The sequence below is a fragment of the Desulfomarina profundi genome (assembly GCF_019703855.1).
GTDB classification, from domain to species: domain Bacteria; phylum Desulfobacterota; class Desulfobulbia; order Desulfobulbales; family Desulfocapsaceae; genus Desulfomarina; species Desulfomarina profundi.
The window spans coordinates 2,380,666-2,396,267 of sequence record NZ_AP024086.1; the positions used below are offsets into that span (position 1 = coordinate 2,380,666).

Sequence of the window (15,602 nt, forward strand, 5' to 3'; positions counted from 1 at the left end):
CTCATCGGGCTTACTCATTATAAGACCTTTTCTCATAAACTGCCACAACACTCGTTTTGCACCAATCCGTGTGAGCTGAACAAATTAATATCTCCTCGCGAGATGGATTCCTGCCAGCATACAGCGGACAGAGCCACCGGCAAGTTCGATTGTAGGTACAGACAATTCGACAATTTTTATCGATTTTTCTATAATATCCTTCTGCTCTTTATGCAGTGATGCAGCCCCCCTTGAAGAAATGGCAAGAATTCTCTTATCACCGGCAGACAGCTCAATTGAATTTGCGGCAAACTCGCTGATCTGCTCGTTATCAAGCTCAATGACATCCCTGCCCATTTCTCTCAGACGTGCTCTTATCTCCTCTCTTCTTGCCCTGTCACTCATTATCTCGAAACCAACCATGGCAAAATCCGTCGCGATAGACATCATCACATTGGTATGATAAATCGATCGACCACCGGGATCTGCAGTATCAAAAGCCATAGGTTCAAAATTAAAATGAGTGCAGAACCGTTCCAGAGCAATGGGATCTGCCCGGTTTGAACGAGCCGTATAGGCAACCCGAGCAATATGATCAAGAACCATGGCTCCGGTTCCCTCCAGAAAAAGCCCGTCATATTCCAGGCAGGAATAATCGATAATATCCTGGACCCGATACTCCGCCTTCAGCATCTCCAGAATATCAGAACGTCTCTCCCGCCGTCTGCTCGGGGAGTACATGGGATAGACAGCAACATGTCCACCGGGATGGGTGGAAAACCAGTTGTTCGGAAAAACCGAATCCGGAGTCTCCTTCTCCCCACGGTCCTCAAAAATATGGACCCGCACACCTTCTTTTTCCAGACGCCTGGCTGCCTCTGTTACCTCCCGATACCCGTCTTCCGCCATCTGTCTGACAGTTCTGTCACTGTCGGTTCGCTGAAATGCATTGTCTGAAGCGGTCTCCGGATTTGGATGAAACCTGTGGGGACGTACCATAACCACAGCGCCAGGGGCTTGAATACATTTTGAAATCACATCCTTTCCTCCCGATCACAACTTCAACTGTGGACAATAATTGAATACAATATCTGCAGACAGTCCCATATTATTCTTTTTTGCCACTTCTCTCAATTCTTTTTCCAACCGGCATGACCCAATCAAAAAAGACTCAACCATTCCTGATATGTCATGGGTTGTATCGGCAAAATTTTGCCGATCATCCCCCTGGAAATGGTTTGCGCCTGCCGATTGCTTCCAATTCAACGCGCCGCTTACTGTTATATTTTCCTGTTATTTTAGCTCCTCATGAATTTTGAACTACAAAACGTTATCATGGTATATTTTTTGCTCTAAACAGTCAGAGGGGGTTTCCATTGTCATTTTTAATGGAAACTGAAAATTTCATTCTATCTGGAGACTGACATGAAGTTAGAACTACTGTTAAAACGATTTGCTGTAGCTGCCTGTGTGACGGGACTATTTCTGACGGGAAGCGCTCTTGCCGCACCCCAACCCCAAAACTTCCTGCTTGCAACCGCCAGTACCGGGGGTACCTATTATCCGGTTGGAGTGGCAATTTCCACACTCACCAAGGTCAAACTGCAGCCCAAGCTGAAAATCGGAATGTCAGCTATCAACTCGGCCGGTTCCGGTGAAAATGTCAAACTTCTACGGGAAAACGAAGCCCAGTTTGCCATTCTCCAGGGACTTTTCGGTTACTATGCCTGGAACGGAAAAGGCCCCCTGACGCAGGACGGGCCCCAGAAGGAACTCCGTTCAGTAACCATGCTCTGGCAGAATGTTGAGCAATTCACAATTCTTTCGAACAGGGCAAAGACAGGAACTATCGCAGATATCGCAGGACTCAAGGGGGAAAGGCTTTCCCTGGGAAAAAAGAACTCCGGGACAATCGGTTCCAACAAGACAATCCTTCGTAACCTCGGCCTGGATGCGGAAAAGGATTTTAAACTGATCCATGTTGGTTACGGGCCCAGTGCTGATGCTCTGCAGAACGGACAGATTGTCGGCATGTCGACCCCGGCTGGTGTTCCCGCCGGAGCAGTGACCAGAGCTCTTGCAGCCATGGGAAAGAAAGTGACCATTCTCGATTTTACAGATGAACAGGCAAAAAAAGCTGATGGCGGTCTGAATCTCTGGACAAGATATGTCATTCCAGCCGGCACCTATCCCAGTCAGGACAAGGATGTGAAAACCATTGCTCAACCGAATTTTCTGGCGGTACGGGCTGATGTGAGCGAAGAGGCTGTTTACCAAATCACAAAAACCATTTATGAAAACCTGCCGTTTCTCAATGCCATACATAAAGCCACCAAAGCCATCAAACCTGACAAGGCCCTGGCCGGACTGCCCATGCCCCTCCATCCGGGTGCAGTGCGCTACTACCGGGAAATCGGTCTGAAAATACCGGAATATCTCACTGCCAAGTAAGTTTGTCCTGAATCCGTCAGGATGAAATAATACAAACCGGTCAAATCTGGAGGCGTGCGGTGCAAAAAAAAATTGAAAAGGCGCTGTTTTTTGTCGGAATTGCCATATCTCTGCTCCATATCTATTTCAATATTTTTGGAATATTACCCGGATTATGGCAGAATTCACTCCACTATTCCGGTTTTGCAATTCTCTGTACCCTTTCCTACCCGATGTTTTCGGGAAAGAAAGAACGATCACGTTTCATCCTGACGATTGATATTATTATAGGTATAACGGCTGCGATATCGGCACTCTATTTAATATCCATGGAGGATGCCATCTATGCCCGAGGCGTCCATCTGGCTCTCCCTGAATGGATTGCCGGTATTCTTCTTATTCTCTCGGCCCTTGAATTGACCCGGCGAACAACGGGGCCGATCATTCCCATTCTCATTATTCTCGCCCTGACATATGTTGGCTGGTGGGGTGGACTGTTGGACGGCGTCTTTCGATTCAGTGGACTGACTTCGGAAACCATTCTTTTCAGATCCATTTACGGAGACGACGGCTTATTCGGCAATATTGCCAGGATATCATCAACTTTTGTTTTCATGTTTATCCTGTTCGGTGCTTTTCTCCTGCGTTCCGGGGCAGGTGATTTCGTTATCAACCTGGCAAGAGCCGTTGCCGGAAGAACTGTAGGAGGGCCAGGGCTGGTTGCAGTGTTCGCCTCAGGGTTGACGGGAACTATCTCCGGCTCTGCAGTTGCAAACACGGCATCCACTGGTGTAATTACCATTCCGTTAATGAAAAAAGCTGGGTTTCCACCGAAATTTGCTGCAGGTGTTGAAGCGGCCGCATCCACTGGTGGCCAACTCATGCCTCCCATCATGGGCGCCGGCGCTTTTGTCATGGCAAGTTACACCCAGATTCCCTACACGACAATAGTGACGGTCAGCGTACTTCCGGCCATTCTTTACTTTGCCACGGTGGCCTTCTTTGTCCGAATTGAAGCCAAAAAGAGAAATGTACAGGTTATAGAGGATGAAAGAGTAAAACCAATGGAAGTATTGAAAAAAGGCGGACTGCCCTTTCTTCTCCCCATAACGGTTCTGATCGGCCTGCTCGTTTTCGGATTTACACCAACTTATGCTGCCGGAATATCGATTCTCGCAGTTATTGCTGCCTCCTGGCTTACCCCGAACAGGATGGGACCGCGGGCTATTCTGGAAGCCCTGGCCCTGGGGGCAAAGAACATGACCATGACGGCCATTCTCCTCTGCAGTGTCGGATTGATTGTCAACGTTATCGCCACCACGGGAATCGGCAATACTTTTTCTCTCATGATCACAAACTGGGCGGGACACAGCCTTATCATTGCCATAATCCTCATCGCCCTCGCCTCCCTGGTCCTCGGTATGGGACTGCCGGTAACTGCAGCTTATATTGTCCTTGGAACCCTGTCGGCACCTGCCCTCTACAACCTGATTATTGACAATAAACTTATTGAACTGATTGCCGCCGGACTTCTTTCAGAAGAGGCAAAAGCGATCTTCATGCTCGCCCTGCCTGAAAAGGTCGGCATGCTGAACCATTCAATGGGACTGGACCAGGCTGCGGCTCTGCTGGCGGCTGTGCCTCCTGACCTGGCCGGGACCTTGCGCGATATTGCCGTGGGAGGCAGCACAGCCACCTTTGCCCTGCTCTCCGCTCATATGATTATTTTCTGGCTCAGCCAGGACAGTAATGTTACTCCGCCGGTCTGCCTGACCGCCTTTACCGCTGCCGCCATTGCCAAAACTCCGCCCATGTCGACCGGACTGGAATCCTGGAAAATTGCCAAGGGAATCTATATCATGCCACTGCTTTTTGCCTATACCCCCTTCCTGGGTGGCTCATGGTACGAGGTGATTTCAATATTCCTCTTTGCCCTCATCGGAGTTTATGCCTTTACCGGAGCCATCCAGGGATATCTTGAGCAGAAATTGAGTTGGGTTTTGAGACTGGTTGTTCTGGGTCTGGCTTTTTCCCTGCTTGCGCCCTCAAACATACTGATCCATTCGGCTGCGGCCATTGCCTTCACTTTCCTGTTGTTTTTCAATGTGAAAAGAGGACAGGCACAAACCTTAACCCCTGAACCGGCAACAAAATGAAAAATTCCGGCCGAGTCTGTGAAATTGCTTTTGGAAAAAAATTCCTCCCCGTAACATTTCCGGCGAACAGTATTGATCTGAGCATCTCGAATCCCTCCCCCAGAATGAACAGTACACTGTTCAAAAGGAGTCTTTCCCGTTTTCTCAATAAACATCCTCTTGATCTCTCAAGACCTGTCATCGTCGTCACTGATAAAACCAGACTCTGTGACTATCCCGCTTACCTGCCTCCACTCATTGAGATTTTAAAGCAATATGGCATGCACCCGAAAAGCCTCCGGTTCATAATCGCTTATGGAACTCATCCAGTCCAGAGCGACGAGGAGAGCAGGCAACTCTATGGCGACACGTACGATTCCTTTCCATTCATTCACCATGACTGTGATGACATAAAACTCTTTGTCGATCTCGGAAAAACCTCCCGCGGGACTCCAATACGATTTCGAAAAGATATTATGGAAGCAAGCGCTGTCATTACAATAGGTCCGATTGTTCACCATTATTTTGCCGGTTACGGCGGAGGACGCAAACTTCTTTTCCCCGGATGTGGAGAGAGAAAAGCTATCTATAAAAATCACTCCCTCTATCTCGAAGAGAAGGGCCTTGCCACCGGGTGTCAGCCGGGTACTTTGAAAAACAACCCCCTGGCAGAGGATCTGGCAGAAATTGCAGCCCGAAAACCGGCAGACATGGCCATCCACGGTATCCTGGATTCCCACGGACATGTCTGTAATATGCTGGTCAGCAACAGTAATCAGGAATACCACAAAGCCTGTGCAATCCATGGACAACACTGTGAAATTGAAACAGAACCGTTTGATCTGGTCGTTGCCTCCTGTGGCGGATTCCCCAAGGACATCAATTTTATCCAGAGTCATAAGGCCATCCATAACAGCGCCATGTTTGTAAAAGACGGTGGACTGCTGATAGTCTACAGTGAATGTCGGGACGGAATAGGTTCTGAGACTTTTTTGCCCTGGTTCAGGATGGGGAGTTTTAAAAAAGCTTTTAAGGCACTGGGGGAAAATTACCAGGGAAATGGCGGAACGGCCCTTGCCATGATGACCAAACTGAAGAGAATACGCATCGGAATGGTCACCAACCTCGATATTGAAACATGCCGTCTTATAGGTGTGGAAAAATGGCAGAACCATGAGGTGGAAAAGCTGCTTGCCTCCACAGAAACGATTCCGGCCTGGATCAGTAACGGCAGCCTGCTTGTGAAAAAAGAATCAAAGCGAAAAAATACAGTCCTGCACGGCGGGAAGTACCATTTATCAGGGCTTAAATAGCAGAGTCACACAGGTTCCTGCCTTTGATTCAATGAGCAAGCTGCCACCAATTTTTGCTGCTCTTGTCCGCATGTTGGCAAGGCCATGTCCTTTCACGATATCATCACCAAAACCCTGGCCATCATCCTGTATAACCATGACTGCTTTTTCTTCTGTTACATGAAACTCAGCATCAACATGTTCTGCTTCTGCATGTTTAATGATATTCGCTAAAGCTTCTTTAAATATTTTCAGGATATTTAAGAACAGGAACCCGTCCGGTTCTGGCATGGTTTCATCAACATTTTTTCTAAAAACAAACGACAATCCCAAAGGCGTCAGCATTTTCTCACCAATATGGGAAAGAGTTTGTGCCAGTACAAGCCAGTCTGCCTCATTCTCATCAAGACTCTGCATAAAACTGCCAATCTCGACCATACAGTCATTTGAAAGCTCAGAGACACTGATAAGGCTCTGTCTCATCCCCTCTTCCGATGGATTATTCAGCCCCATCTGAGATAAAAATTTTATATTGGTTACAAGCCCTCCAAGCCCATCATGAAGATCTTTAAGTAATTCAATTTTTTCGTTTGATCTTTTCTCAAGTTGTCTGGCATAGATTTCCAACGTATTGTGTATTTCAATATTCTGCAGTCGTTTGATACATTCTAGAGTCAATATAAAAACAAGAAGCGCCAAGGGGACAAACGAAGATGATGATTCAAGCTTACCGAGACCCACTAGCGCATCGTGAACACCGCAGAGAATAATCGGCACAAAACCACACAGGTAAATCCCGACCAACTTTTCTTTTTTAATAAAAAAATCGACCATACAGACACCTGTAATAAGCCCCATCTGCACAAGAAGAAGTAAACGAAGAATATTCAATGTCCATGAGCCTACTGTCATGGGCAGAAAAGAATGGAGAATAAGCAGAAAAATAACCTGACAAATACAGGCATATCCGAGTTGAAACTGCCAGATACGGTGAAAAATATTCCCTTTTACCGGCCTGAAGGTCTGCCAGACAAATCCTGTCGCCCCGACAGGTATGAGAGACATGGCAACAATATAAACATTGAACCAAAATACAGGTGCATGAAAAATCAGATCTTTAAGCGCTGTAAGATTTGTAGTGTACAGCCCCATACTGACAGCCAGAATACCAAACATGGACACTGATCCAACGCGGCCAAAATTTGTCCGGTACACCAGTAAATCCAGAACACCTATCAAAATAAGAAAGAGACCGATTATAAAACGGCTAAAATCATTTTTGATGATGTTTTCAAGCAGAGCAGACCTTGAACCATAAACCACTTTACCCCGAATACCTATATTGGCATAATCCGAAAAAACCTTGAACGTCACCATTTTCCCACGGTAATCGTCACCAAGATGAATAAGATGGGAGGATATACCCGAAAACTTCCCTTCTCCCATGGCTGTCAGTTTACCAAACTTGTATATCAGCTGATCGTCCAAGAATGTCTCAAATGTTAACAGCACTCCTTTGCCACCTATAAAGAGTGTACCATCTGTTACAGCTGTAGTGGGCAACCTGTACCTGAGCCAGAGAAGGGTATTGTTTCTTCGGCCAGGTGGATTTATCGGATTATTTATAGGTTTCCAGTCGACATCAGAAACCGTATTTTCCCCTGGAGCTCCCCACTGATATTGCCAGTGCTCCGAAAGTTCATACACGGGAGCAGAAGATGAGACAATACCAGAACCCTCGCAGTAGAATTCATGGTAGATCCCTATTGCCGGAACTAATAATAACGCACACAAAAACACCACTGGCAGGAAAAAATACGTAAAGAGATGTTTCATCTTTTTTCAAGGATAGTAATAATCCTCAGCAGGAGTTTGCTTCCCTTCAAAAATCATCGTACATTTACGATTATACAGTTTGCACCAAACAAGGCCAACTCAAAACGCCAGGAGTTCCAATGCAGATCAAAATAGTACTTGCCGATGACCATAAACTCATAAGGGATGGCCTTCGTTCTTTAATTGATAACGAAAAGGATCTGAAAGTTGTGGCGGAGGCTGGCAATGGCCGGGATGCGGTCACATTTGTCAAACAACATGCTGTCGATGTCGTGGTCATGGATATCCATATGCCCGATCTCAATGGCATTGATGCGACCAGGTTGATTCTCAAGGCAAAACCGGACACCAAGGTGATTGCCCTCTCTATTCACTCCACAAATACATTTGTCAAAGAAATGCTGCAGGCGGGCGTGTCCGGTTATCTCGTCAAACACTGTGCTTTTGAAGAACTTGCAGATGCCATACGCATGGTTACAAACGACAAACCATATTTGAGCTCCCAGATTGTCGCCACCGTTATGAAAGACTATACCGGCCCACACCTTCAGGACAAAGGCTCCGTTTTTTCAATCCTCAGCACACGGGAACGCGAAGTACTCCAGCTCGTAGCCGAAGGATTGAAGTCTGATGAGATTGGTACACGCCTGTTTATCAGTGTAAAAACAGTCTCTTCACATCGAAGACAGATTATGAAAAAACTCAGTTTGAACAGTGTGGCAGAGCTGACTCGTTATGCAGTCAGTGAGGGGCTGGTACCACAGGAATATTAGTACCTTACTCCGTAAAAACTGTAACGAAAAACAGGTAAGCACTCTGAAAGACAAGGGCATAAACTCCGACTCCGAGAAAAAATGTGTTACGTTTTATTTACTGATTCATAACAGTAACAGATAGCGAACGCAGTGAGACCTTCAAAGCACTTACCTGCAGCTTACCTGCGCTGATTTATCAGATTTTTTAACCCCTGAAATCAGTATTTCTCCCAGTAGATTATTTCTCCCACTCCTATAAAATGATAGTGTCCTACTCAATTTCTGTTGACTGACAGAAGATCAAACACATTATTGCAGCCCCACCAGGGAGAGTAAAAATGAGATACCTTGCATTGTTGACACTACTATTTACAGTTTTTCTATTCACCCCGATGGGGGCCAGTTCGGCAAACTTGAATTCCGATATAGTGCGCCGTGTTAGTAGTGCTGACAGGGAGTTGAGTTGGGTAAACAAGGCAATTGCCAAAGGTGAGACAGATGAAAACGCCCTTGATAAAGCCCAGGAAGAATATGATAAGATTTTTCAATATTACGCAGGCAGCTTTGATCCCAGCCATCCACAGATTGCAGCGTTGAAAAATCGCATTGATGCAGCCCGTAATGCCATGAAAGGGGCTGACGATAAAAAAAATCTCAATATCCCCATCGAAACAAACCATAAAGCCGTGGCAAATCTACCCCACCAAATGGGCAATGATCTTGTTGCAGTTGCCTCTGCCCTCCGAACTCTGGAAAATCGTCTGAATGCAGCTGCAACATCAAACAATCCCGGAAGCTATGTGGCAGGAGTAAACAGCGATCTCTCCATCGCCAAAGACAAACTCAGCCATTTTGAGTCACTGTATAAGGGCCGTTTTCCCACCGATCATCAAGCTTATCTTCAGGTAACAACACGTTTGCAAAGGGATACCAAAACCGCTGCCACACTTCAGGCAAAGGTCAATTCAGCGACACATGCACAGGCAACTGTACAAAAAGTAAGCTATGGCGCAGAGGCAAAGCGCATGATGAACCGATACAAAGAACGGCCATTAACAAGCAGACTCTCAAAAAAATATAAAGGCCGCATGGTCTGGTCGAAAAAAATTATCAGCTTTTCCGAACAAGACACTATACCACTGACAACGACCTTTAAACTGTCGGATCCCATTTTCGGTCGAATTTATTTTAACCATTCCCTGGCAAATACACCGGTATACAGTAAGAGCAATATGAATAAACCCGAGGAAAATACCTCCTATGGTTACATATTCAAACTCTTTATTGACGGTCAGAAAAAAACGGACTCATTCGGCGTGTTTTTGACCGGAAATTTCAATCAGGATCAGGGTAAAACCTGGGCCACCTATCAATTTGCACCCAACCCAATTCCTTTTGACAAAGACTTTAGCAGGGAAGCAGCAGCCTGGCGTCGTGCAGCACAGGGACTTTCCCCTGGTAGTCATGCAATCCGTTTTGAATTGTGGGGAGTACAGGGCCAGTTTCAATCCAAGGAGCCGGTTGCCGTAGGCGAGTTTTCTCTCGTTGTTGCGGCGGGTGATCGTGTAGCTCCCGGCCTCACATTTCCACATGACAGCTACAAGGGCTCCAATATTGAGGCTGTGCGTCGCTCAATGGCCGAGGCTCTTGTCGGCCCCGTGGCAAAAAACCGTAATGAAGTACTTAAAGTTGCCGTAACTGGCAACTGGAAAGAAGGCGTCTATTCAGATACTAAAAATCGTTATAGAAAAATCAGCGGTACCGTTCTCTGGTACGATGAAAATAACGATTCTGTCTGCCGTTTTACCACCTACAATTTTATCTCCAATCATGCTGGAGGTACAAACTGGACACCACTGCGTTTTAAATCTTTCTGTAATGGCTGTCCAGAAGGTGATACCGGGTGTCCATAAACTACAATGGACACTCTGCCAAGCCAAAACAGGCACAACCCAACAACCCTATCGGAGGTTTCGTATGAAAGGAAAAAAATTAGTCTATCTGCTGGCGCTGGTTGCATTCGTATTTTCATCTGTCCCCCTCCTCTCTGTTGCTAAATCTGTGAAGAAGCGGCACAACTCGGTGGCCGTATTGGTCGAACCAACAGGCGTAGATAAAGTGGCACCAAAGACTCAATCAGATCCCTCAAAGGGCGTACTGGTAAAACCGGTATTGCTGAAAAAAGGTACTCCAAAAACAAAATCAGGTCGTTCCAAAACACAGTAAACCGCTCAACGAGACAATCATTCCTCCGGGAGGAGGTAAGTGGCTCACTCGAGAAAAAAAGGCAGTTTTGCAAATTTTCTGATACCTGCCCTTATGGGCCTGTTTCTCTTCGTTGTGCTTAAATATCAGGATACAAAATTTTTCCGGTCGGCCATGGATTTTCTCTTTAATCCCGATGCCGCCCTGGCCCTGCCCCCATTCTGGCAGAAAAACAGGATGGGATTGACGGGTTGCCTGATCCTTATCCTTGTTGTCTATTACAGACCAACCTGGCAGAGATACAGAAAACTCATCGGTCTGTATCGCAATAACTCCAAAAGAAAGAAAAAACCGGATCTTCCGGTAGTCCAGGCCAGTTACCTTTACCGCCAGGACAAAGCCCTCTGCCTCGTTACCTGGCTCATGGATCTCTGCACCCGGGGTCTCCTTATCCTTGATTACAAAAAAGGCAATAACCCCTGGTCGCTCAGCAGAGGCTCCCACCACTCCAGAACCGCATTTGAACAACAGCTTATAGACATCCTCCTGCAACACGGGGAACCAATTCGCCTGCAGGCTATTCTCTCAGAACCTGATCCCGATGTGCAGGAAGCTGCAACAGAGCTCTATGAAGATATCAAAGAGAAAAACAGTTCCGCTTTTATGGCCCGTCAAAGCAGTCTGCCTGCCCTGTTTACTCTAATGGGGTGCATTGCGGAAATTCCCTTTTACATGGCAAGCCAAGGTGGCGAAAAACCGGCCACCCTGATCATTACATTATTTTCCGCAGCTCTTTTTGCCCTCCCTGCATATATCATCAGCCACGAATTACCTGTATTTTTCGGCGACTCAAAGATAATCGCCTACATCAAGCTCGCAGCTGCTACGCTATTTGCCATCTTTGGACACTGGCTTTTATTCTCTGACTGGGCGACACATTCCTATTGGAGCACTGCTTTGTTTCCTGATATACTGGTGATGATCGCTGTAATGGTGCGAAAAATACCTTTACTGCCGAAAAATACTATTTTACTCTCCCAGCTTATCGGCTATGCAAAACATCTTTCCGCAGACGATTACAGCATCCGTGAAGAAGATCTTCCCTGGAGCCTGGGTCTTGGAGTGCATGCTGATATAAGTGCACACAATTTTCACTATGACAATAACGAGCCACCTCAATGGTTAAACAGCAGTCAAGATGACGTACAGACACTGATAAAACTTCTGCACCAGACCTTTGCACAGCAGGTGAGTGAAGCTGTTTATGGCAAAATGAACACAAAGAGCCGTCTCAGTAACAGAGACAACATGTGGCGCCATTAAAGAGAGAGAAAAATCATCTCCATCTCAACAATCCAGGCTGGAAATCAGGTGATAAGTCATCCCTATGTAAGCCTCTCTAACCCGCATTTCTCATCAGTTCAGGCGGCGTCAGGTTCAAAATTCTCGGAGTCTTCGCTTACCGGGCAGTGAGTTATAGTGATCTATATTTACAGCAGAAATACCGTAGAAGATGGCGTCGCCTGGACTGACCTTGAGTGGACATTGTGTAAATTATTCTGGGTCACTGATAATTGTCTCATTATTTGTGTTCTACAGTTATTCTCAAAAGCTGAGGATTTAATAAACAAAAAACTCCTTTAACGGGATGGGCTTTACTTAAACTGACAAATATATTAGACTGGGAAAAGTAACTATTCCCAATTCAATGAAGTTTTAATACTTCCTTGTCACAAACCCGTTTTATAACAGTAACTAATACCATGTTCCATCCACCTGAAAATGAATAACAAGAAAACTTTTACGGGTCACAGCGTCCATGCTGACACTCTTCCACATCAATGCCCTGGCCGGTAAAACGCTGAGAAAGAGCGTCGAAGACCTGAGCAAGGAATGATCTGTAGAGGAGGCACATATGTTTAATAATCTGACAGTACTGACTTTTGTGATAATGCTTATAGGTTGCGGGAATGTGGAAAATGCAATCTCAGGCACCTTGGAACAGACAATCTATTTTGGTGGTGATATTATCACCATGGAAGGAGATAAGCCAACCTATGTGGAAGCGGTCATCGAACGGGACGGGAAAATCATCTACGCCGGTCCCAAGTCATCTGCGGTAAATAATTTTGCCGGCAAAACCATTGATGTGGATCTGCAGGGAAAAACAATGATGCCCGGATTTATTGAGCCACATGCCCATCCGGTCTCCATCGGCGCTTTCATTCTGGCCAACGATATTGTCGCACCTCATGAATGGCGCATGCCGCATAAAACCTATCCTGGAGTAAGCGGTAGGAAAAATTACCTGAAAGCTATAAAAGCTATTATCGATTCCAAAAAAGATCAAACTGAAACCGTTCTCATCTGGGGCTATCATAAATCGTGGCATGGGCAACTGACATTGAAAGATCTGGACAAGGTTACCGGTGAGGTGCCAACAATCATCTGGCAGCGTTCAACCCACGAAATATATCTGAACACTGCCTGCGTTAAAAAATATGGCATCAAAAAAGGTGACCTGTCAGCAAAGGATGACAACCAGGCAGACTGGGATAACTATCATTTCTGGGAAAGGGCCTATCAAATGATGAAGGGGACAAAACTTTCCCCCTTTTTCGGCGATCAGGAAATGCTGAAGCTCGGTATGGACCGTATCTCACAGCTGATGCTACAGAATGGTATCACCGCCATGTGCGAACCCAGCTTTCCAAATTCCACCTTTGAAGATGAATACGCAGTGTTGCTTGACGGCACCGAAAAGGCCCGGGCCTATACCATTTATCTGATTGCCGGTTTTCCCGAACAGTTTGTCAAAAAGATCGGCAATGATGCCTATGCCAGGCATATCGCCTTGCTACCGAAAAAATACAATACCAAATATATTAAATTCCTACCCAATCAGTACAAAACCTTTGGTGACGGCGCCATCTACTCCCTGGCCCTGCAGCTGCGGGAACCTTTCTACAACTGCGTTAACTGTAAATCGGAATGGATCATTCCCCCGGAACCTGCTCAGAGGATCTTTGATTACTGGTGGGACAAAGGTTATAAAATTCACATCCATATCACAGGTGATCTAGCTTTTGAAAAGTACCTGGATTTTACAGAAGGGGCCATGAAACGCAATCCCCGAAATAATCACCGAACCACCTTCCATCATGTTGGCCTTTTCGATAGCGCTCAAGCACAACGAGCCGCAGACCTTGGCGTGGAAATATCAGCAAATCCCTATTACCTCTGGGCCCTGGCCGACAAATACAGCAAGACCGGACTTGGACCGGAAAGAGCGGCCAATATGGTTGCCTTAAAAGAGTTCACCAAACGCGGTGTACCCGTATCCCTGCACTCCGATTTTGCCATGGCCCCTGCCGAACCGCTTTTACTGGCCTGGGTTGCAGCAAACCGTATCGTAGCCAGCGGCAAGGTGATGAATCCTGATGAGAAAATATCCGTGTATGATGCCATGAAGGGCATTACCATCACTGCAGCCCACACCTTTGAAATGGAAGATGCTATTGGCTCCATCAAAGAGGGGAAAGAGGCAACTTTCACCCTTCTTGAACAAAATCCCTTTAAAATTGCCCCTGAAAAACTCAAAGACATTCCTGTTGTCGGGATCGTCTATAAAGGAAAAATGAAGTTGAACAAGGGAAAAACGCTTGGTGATGATCATGACGACCATGGCTGTATCGGTTCAGCAGGTTATTCCTGGTGTGAAAAGACACAGACCTGTGAACGTCCCTGGCAACTGGCAAAGGAGAATAATTTTGCCAATACACCGGAGGTCTTTAACACCTTTTGCAGCAATTAACGAATTTATCCTGAACAAAAGGAGAAAACATGAAGAATAAAATTGGTTTCAAGTCATTTCTGGCTGGTACAGCCTGCACGATGCTACTGTTGGGTCAGCCTTTGGCCGATGCCTGCACAGCTCTTCACCTCACGGCAAAAGACGGAGGGGTTGTAGTTGGTCGTACCATGGAATTTGGCCTTGATACTAAGTCAGATGCTGTGGTGGTCCCAGCCGGAACCAGGTTAACAAGTTCACTACCTGACAAATCAAAGGGAATACATTACACGACCAAATACGGGATTGTTGGGCTCAATTTTATGGAAAAACATATGGTTGTTGACGGCATGAATGAAAAGGGAATGTATGTTGGAGCATTGTACCTCCCTGGCTATGCCAGCTACCAGAAAGAAACTCCTGAAAATGCCGCAAAGTCCATGACTCCTGAGGATTATGTTGCATGGCTGCTCGGAAACTTTTCCACAGTCGCAGAGGTAAAGGAAAATTACAACAAGGTTCTATTGGTAGAGAATCCACAAAAGGAAATAGGCGGACAAAGCTTTCCAGGACATTTTCTGATTACTGACAGCAGCGGTGCCTCCATAGTTATCGAACCAATTGATAAGACCCTTAAACTCCATAAAAATCCCCTTGGCGTACTAACCAATTCACCGAGCTTTGACTGGCACATGACAAATCTCAGTAACTATGCCAATTTATCTGCGGTAAATGTTAAACCGCTGAACTTCTCAAACACTACAATCAGCACTTTCGGTCAGGGTTCAGGCCTGGTCGGTCTCCCCGGAGATTTCACACCTCCATCACGTTTAGTACGTGCAGTCGCTTTTTCTCAGTCTGCCATTAAACTTCCAACTGCAACAGAAACGGTTCTACAATTGTTCCACGTTATGAATGCTTTTGATATACCGTTTGGAAGCATACAGGAAAAGACAAAAGATGCTGTCCACTATGCCTATACTCAGTGGACAACCGTTGCAGACTTGAAGAACATTAAATATGCATATAAAACCTATAGCGATCAATCCATCCATAGTATCGATGTACATAAAGCATTAACCGCAGCAGGGAAAGGGATAAAGATTATCGAGATGGACTCAAAGCAACCCATCGAAGATGTATCCACAAAGTTCAAGTAAATATTGCCAAACCGTTCTTT

The 15,602-nt window shown here is 46.0% G+C and carries 11 protein-coding genes; 9 read left to right on the plus strand and 2 right to left on the minus strand.

Going from position 1 to position 15,602, the window contains the following annotated elements; all coding sequences use genetic code 11:
* Positions 1–84 precede the first annotated feature (84 nt).
* On the minus strand, positions 85–978 hold the full coding sequence (ctlX, locus tag LO777_RS10955; RefSeq protein ID WP_407929140.1) for a citrulline utilization hydrolase CtlX: 894 nt from the start codon (positions 976–978) through the stop codon (positions 85–87).
* Positions 979–1,404: 426 nt separating this feature from the next.
* Between ctlX and LO777_RS10960 the strand changes: the two genes are divergently transcribed.
* The 3 genes from LO777_RS10960 to LO777_RS10970 are packed head-to-tail and all read left to right on the plus strand — an operon-like array spanning position 1,405 to position 5,857.
* Positions 1,405–2,430, plus strand: coding sequence for a TAXI family TRAP transporter solute-binding subunit (locus tag LO777_RS10960; protein ID WP_228853947.1), 1,026 nt, complete (start codon positions 1,405–1,407; stop codon positions 2,428–2,430).
* 59 nt (positions 2,431–2,489) lie between these two features.
* Positions 2,490–4,565, plus strand: coding sequence for a TRAP transporter permease (locus tag LO777_RS10965; protein ID WP_228853948.1), 2,076 nt, complete (start codon positions 2,490–2,492; stop codon positions 4,563–4,565).
* On the plus strand, positions 4,562–5,857 hold the full coding sequence (locus tag LO777_RS10970) for a lactate racemase domain-containing protein (protein ID WP_228853949.1): 1,296 nt from the start codon (positions 4,562–4,564) through the stop codon (positions 5,855–5,857). Before LO777_RS10965 ends, LO777_RS10970 begins: the two co-directional genes overlap by 4 nt.
* On the opposite strand, the gene LO777_RS10975 is transcribed toward LO777_RS10970, so the two are convergent.
* Positions 5,843–7,672 carry a sensor histidine kinase gene (locus LO777_RS10975; protein WP_228853950.1) on the minus strand — a complete coding sequence of 610 codons (1,830 nt, stop codon included), beginning with the start codon at positions 7,670–7,672 and terminating at the stop codon, positions 5,843–5,845. The genes LO777_RS10970 and LO777_RS10975 overlap by 15 nt on opposite strands.
* A 119-nt stretch (positions 7,673–7,791) precedes the next feature.
* Between LO777_RS10975 and LO777_RS10980 the strand changes: the two genes are divergently transcribed.
* The 6 genes from LO777_RS10980 to LO777_RS11005 all read left to right on the plus strand — a co-directional run bounded on the left by LO777_RS10980 (position 7,792) and on the right by LO777_RS11005 (position 15,582).
* Positions 7,792–8,445, plus strand: a complete 654-nt coding sequence (locus tag LO777_RS10980; protein WP_228853951.1) for a response regulator — start codon at positions 7,792–7,794, stop codon at positions 8,443–8,445.
* Between the two features lie 320 nt (positions 8,446–8,765).
* Positions 8,766–10,340, plus strand: coding sequence for a hypothetical protein (locus tag LO777_RS10985; protein ID WP_228853952.1), 1,575 nt, complete (start codon positions 8,766–8,768; stop codon positions 10,338–10,340).
* A 64-nt stretch (positions 10,341–10,404) separates the two neighbouring features.
* Positions 10,405–10,653 carry a hypothetical protein gene (locus tag LO777_RS10990; RefSeq protein WP_228853953.1) on the plus strand — a complete coding sequence of 83 codons (249 nt, stop codon included), beginning with the start codon at positions 10,405–10,407 and terminating at the stop codon, positions 10,651–10,653.
* A 39-nt stretch (positions 10,654–10,692) separates the two neighbouring features.
* Positions 10,693–11,955: a DUF2207 domain-containing protein gene (locus LO777_RS10995; protein ID WP_228853954.1), complete on the plus strand. Its 1,263-nt coding sequence runs from the start codon at positions 10,693–10,695 to the stop codon at positions 11,953–11,955.
* Between the two features lie 592 nt (positions 11,956–12,547).
* Complete coding sequence (locus tag LO777_RS11000; protein ID WP_228853955.1) at positions 12,548–14,446, plus strand: amidohydrolase; 1,899 nt, start codon at positions 12,548–12,550, stop codon at positions 14,444–14,446.
* 29 nt (positions 14,447–14,475) lie between these two features.
* Complete coding sequence (locus LO777_RS11005) at positions 14,476–15,582, plus strand: linear amide C-N hydrolase (RefSeq protein WP_228853956.1); 1,107 nt, start codon at positions 14,476–14,478, stop codon at positions 15,580–15,582.
* Positions 15,583–15,602: the final 20 nt, after the last annotated feature.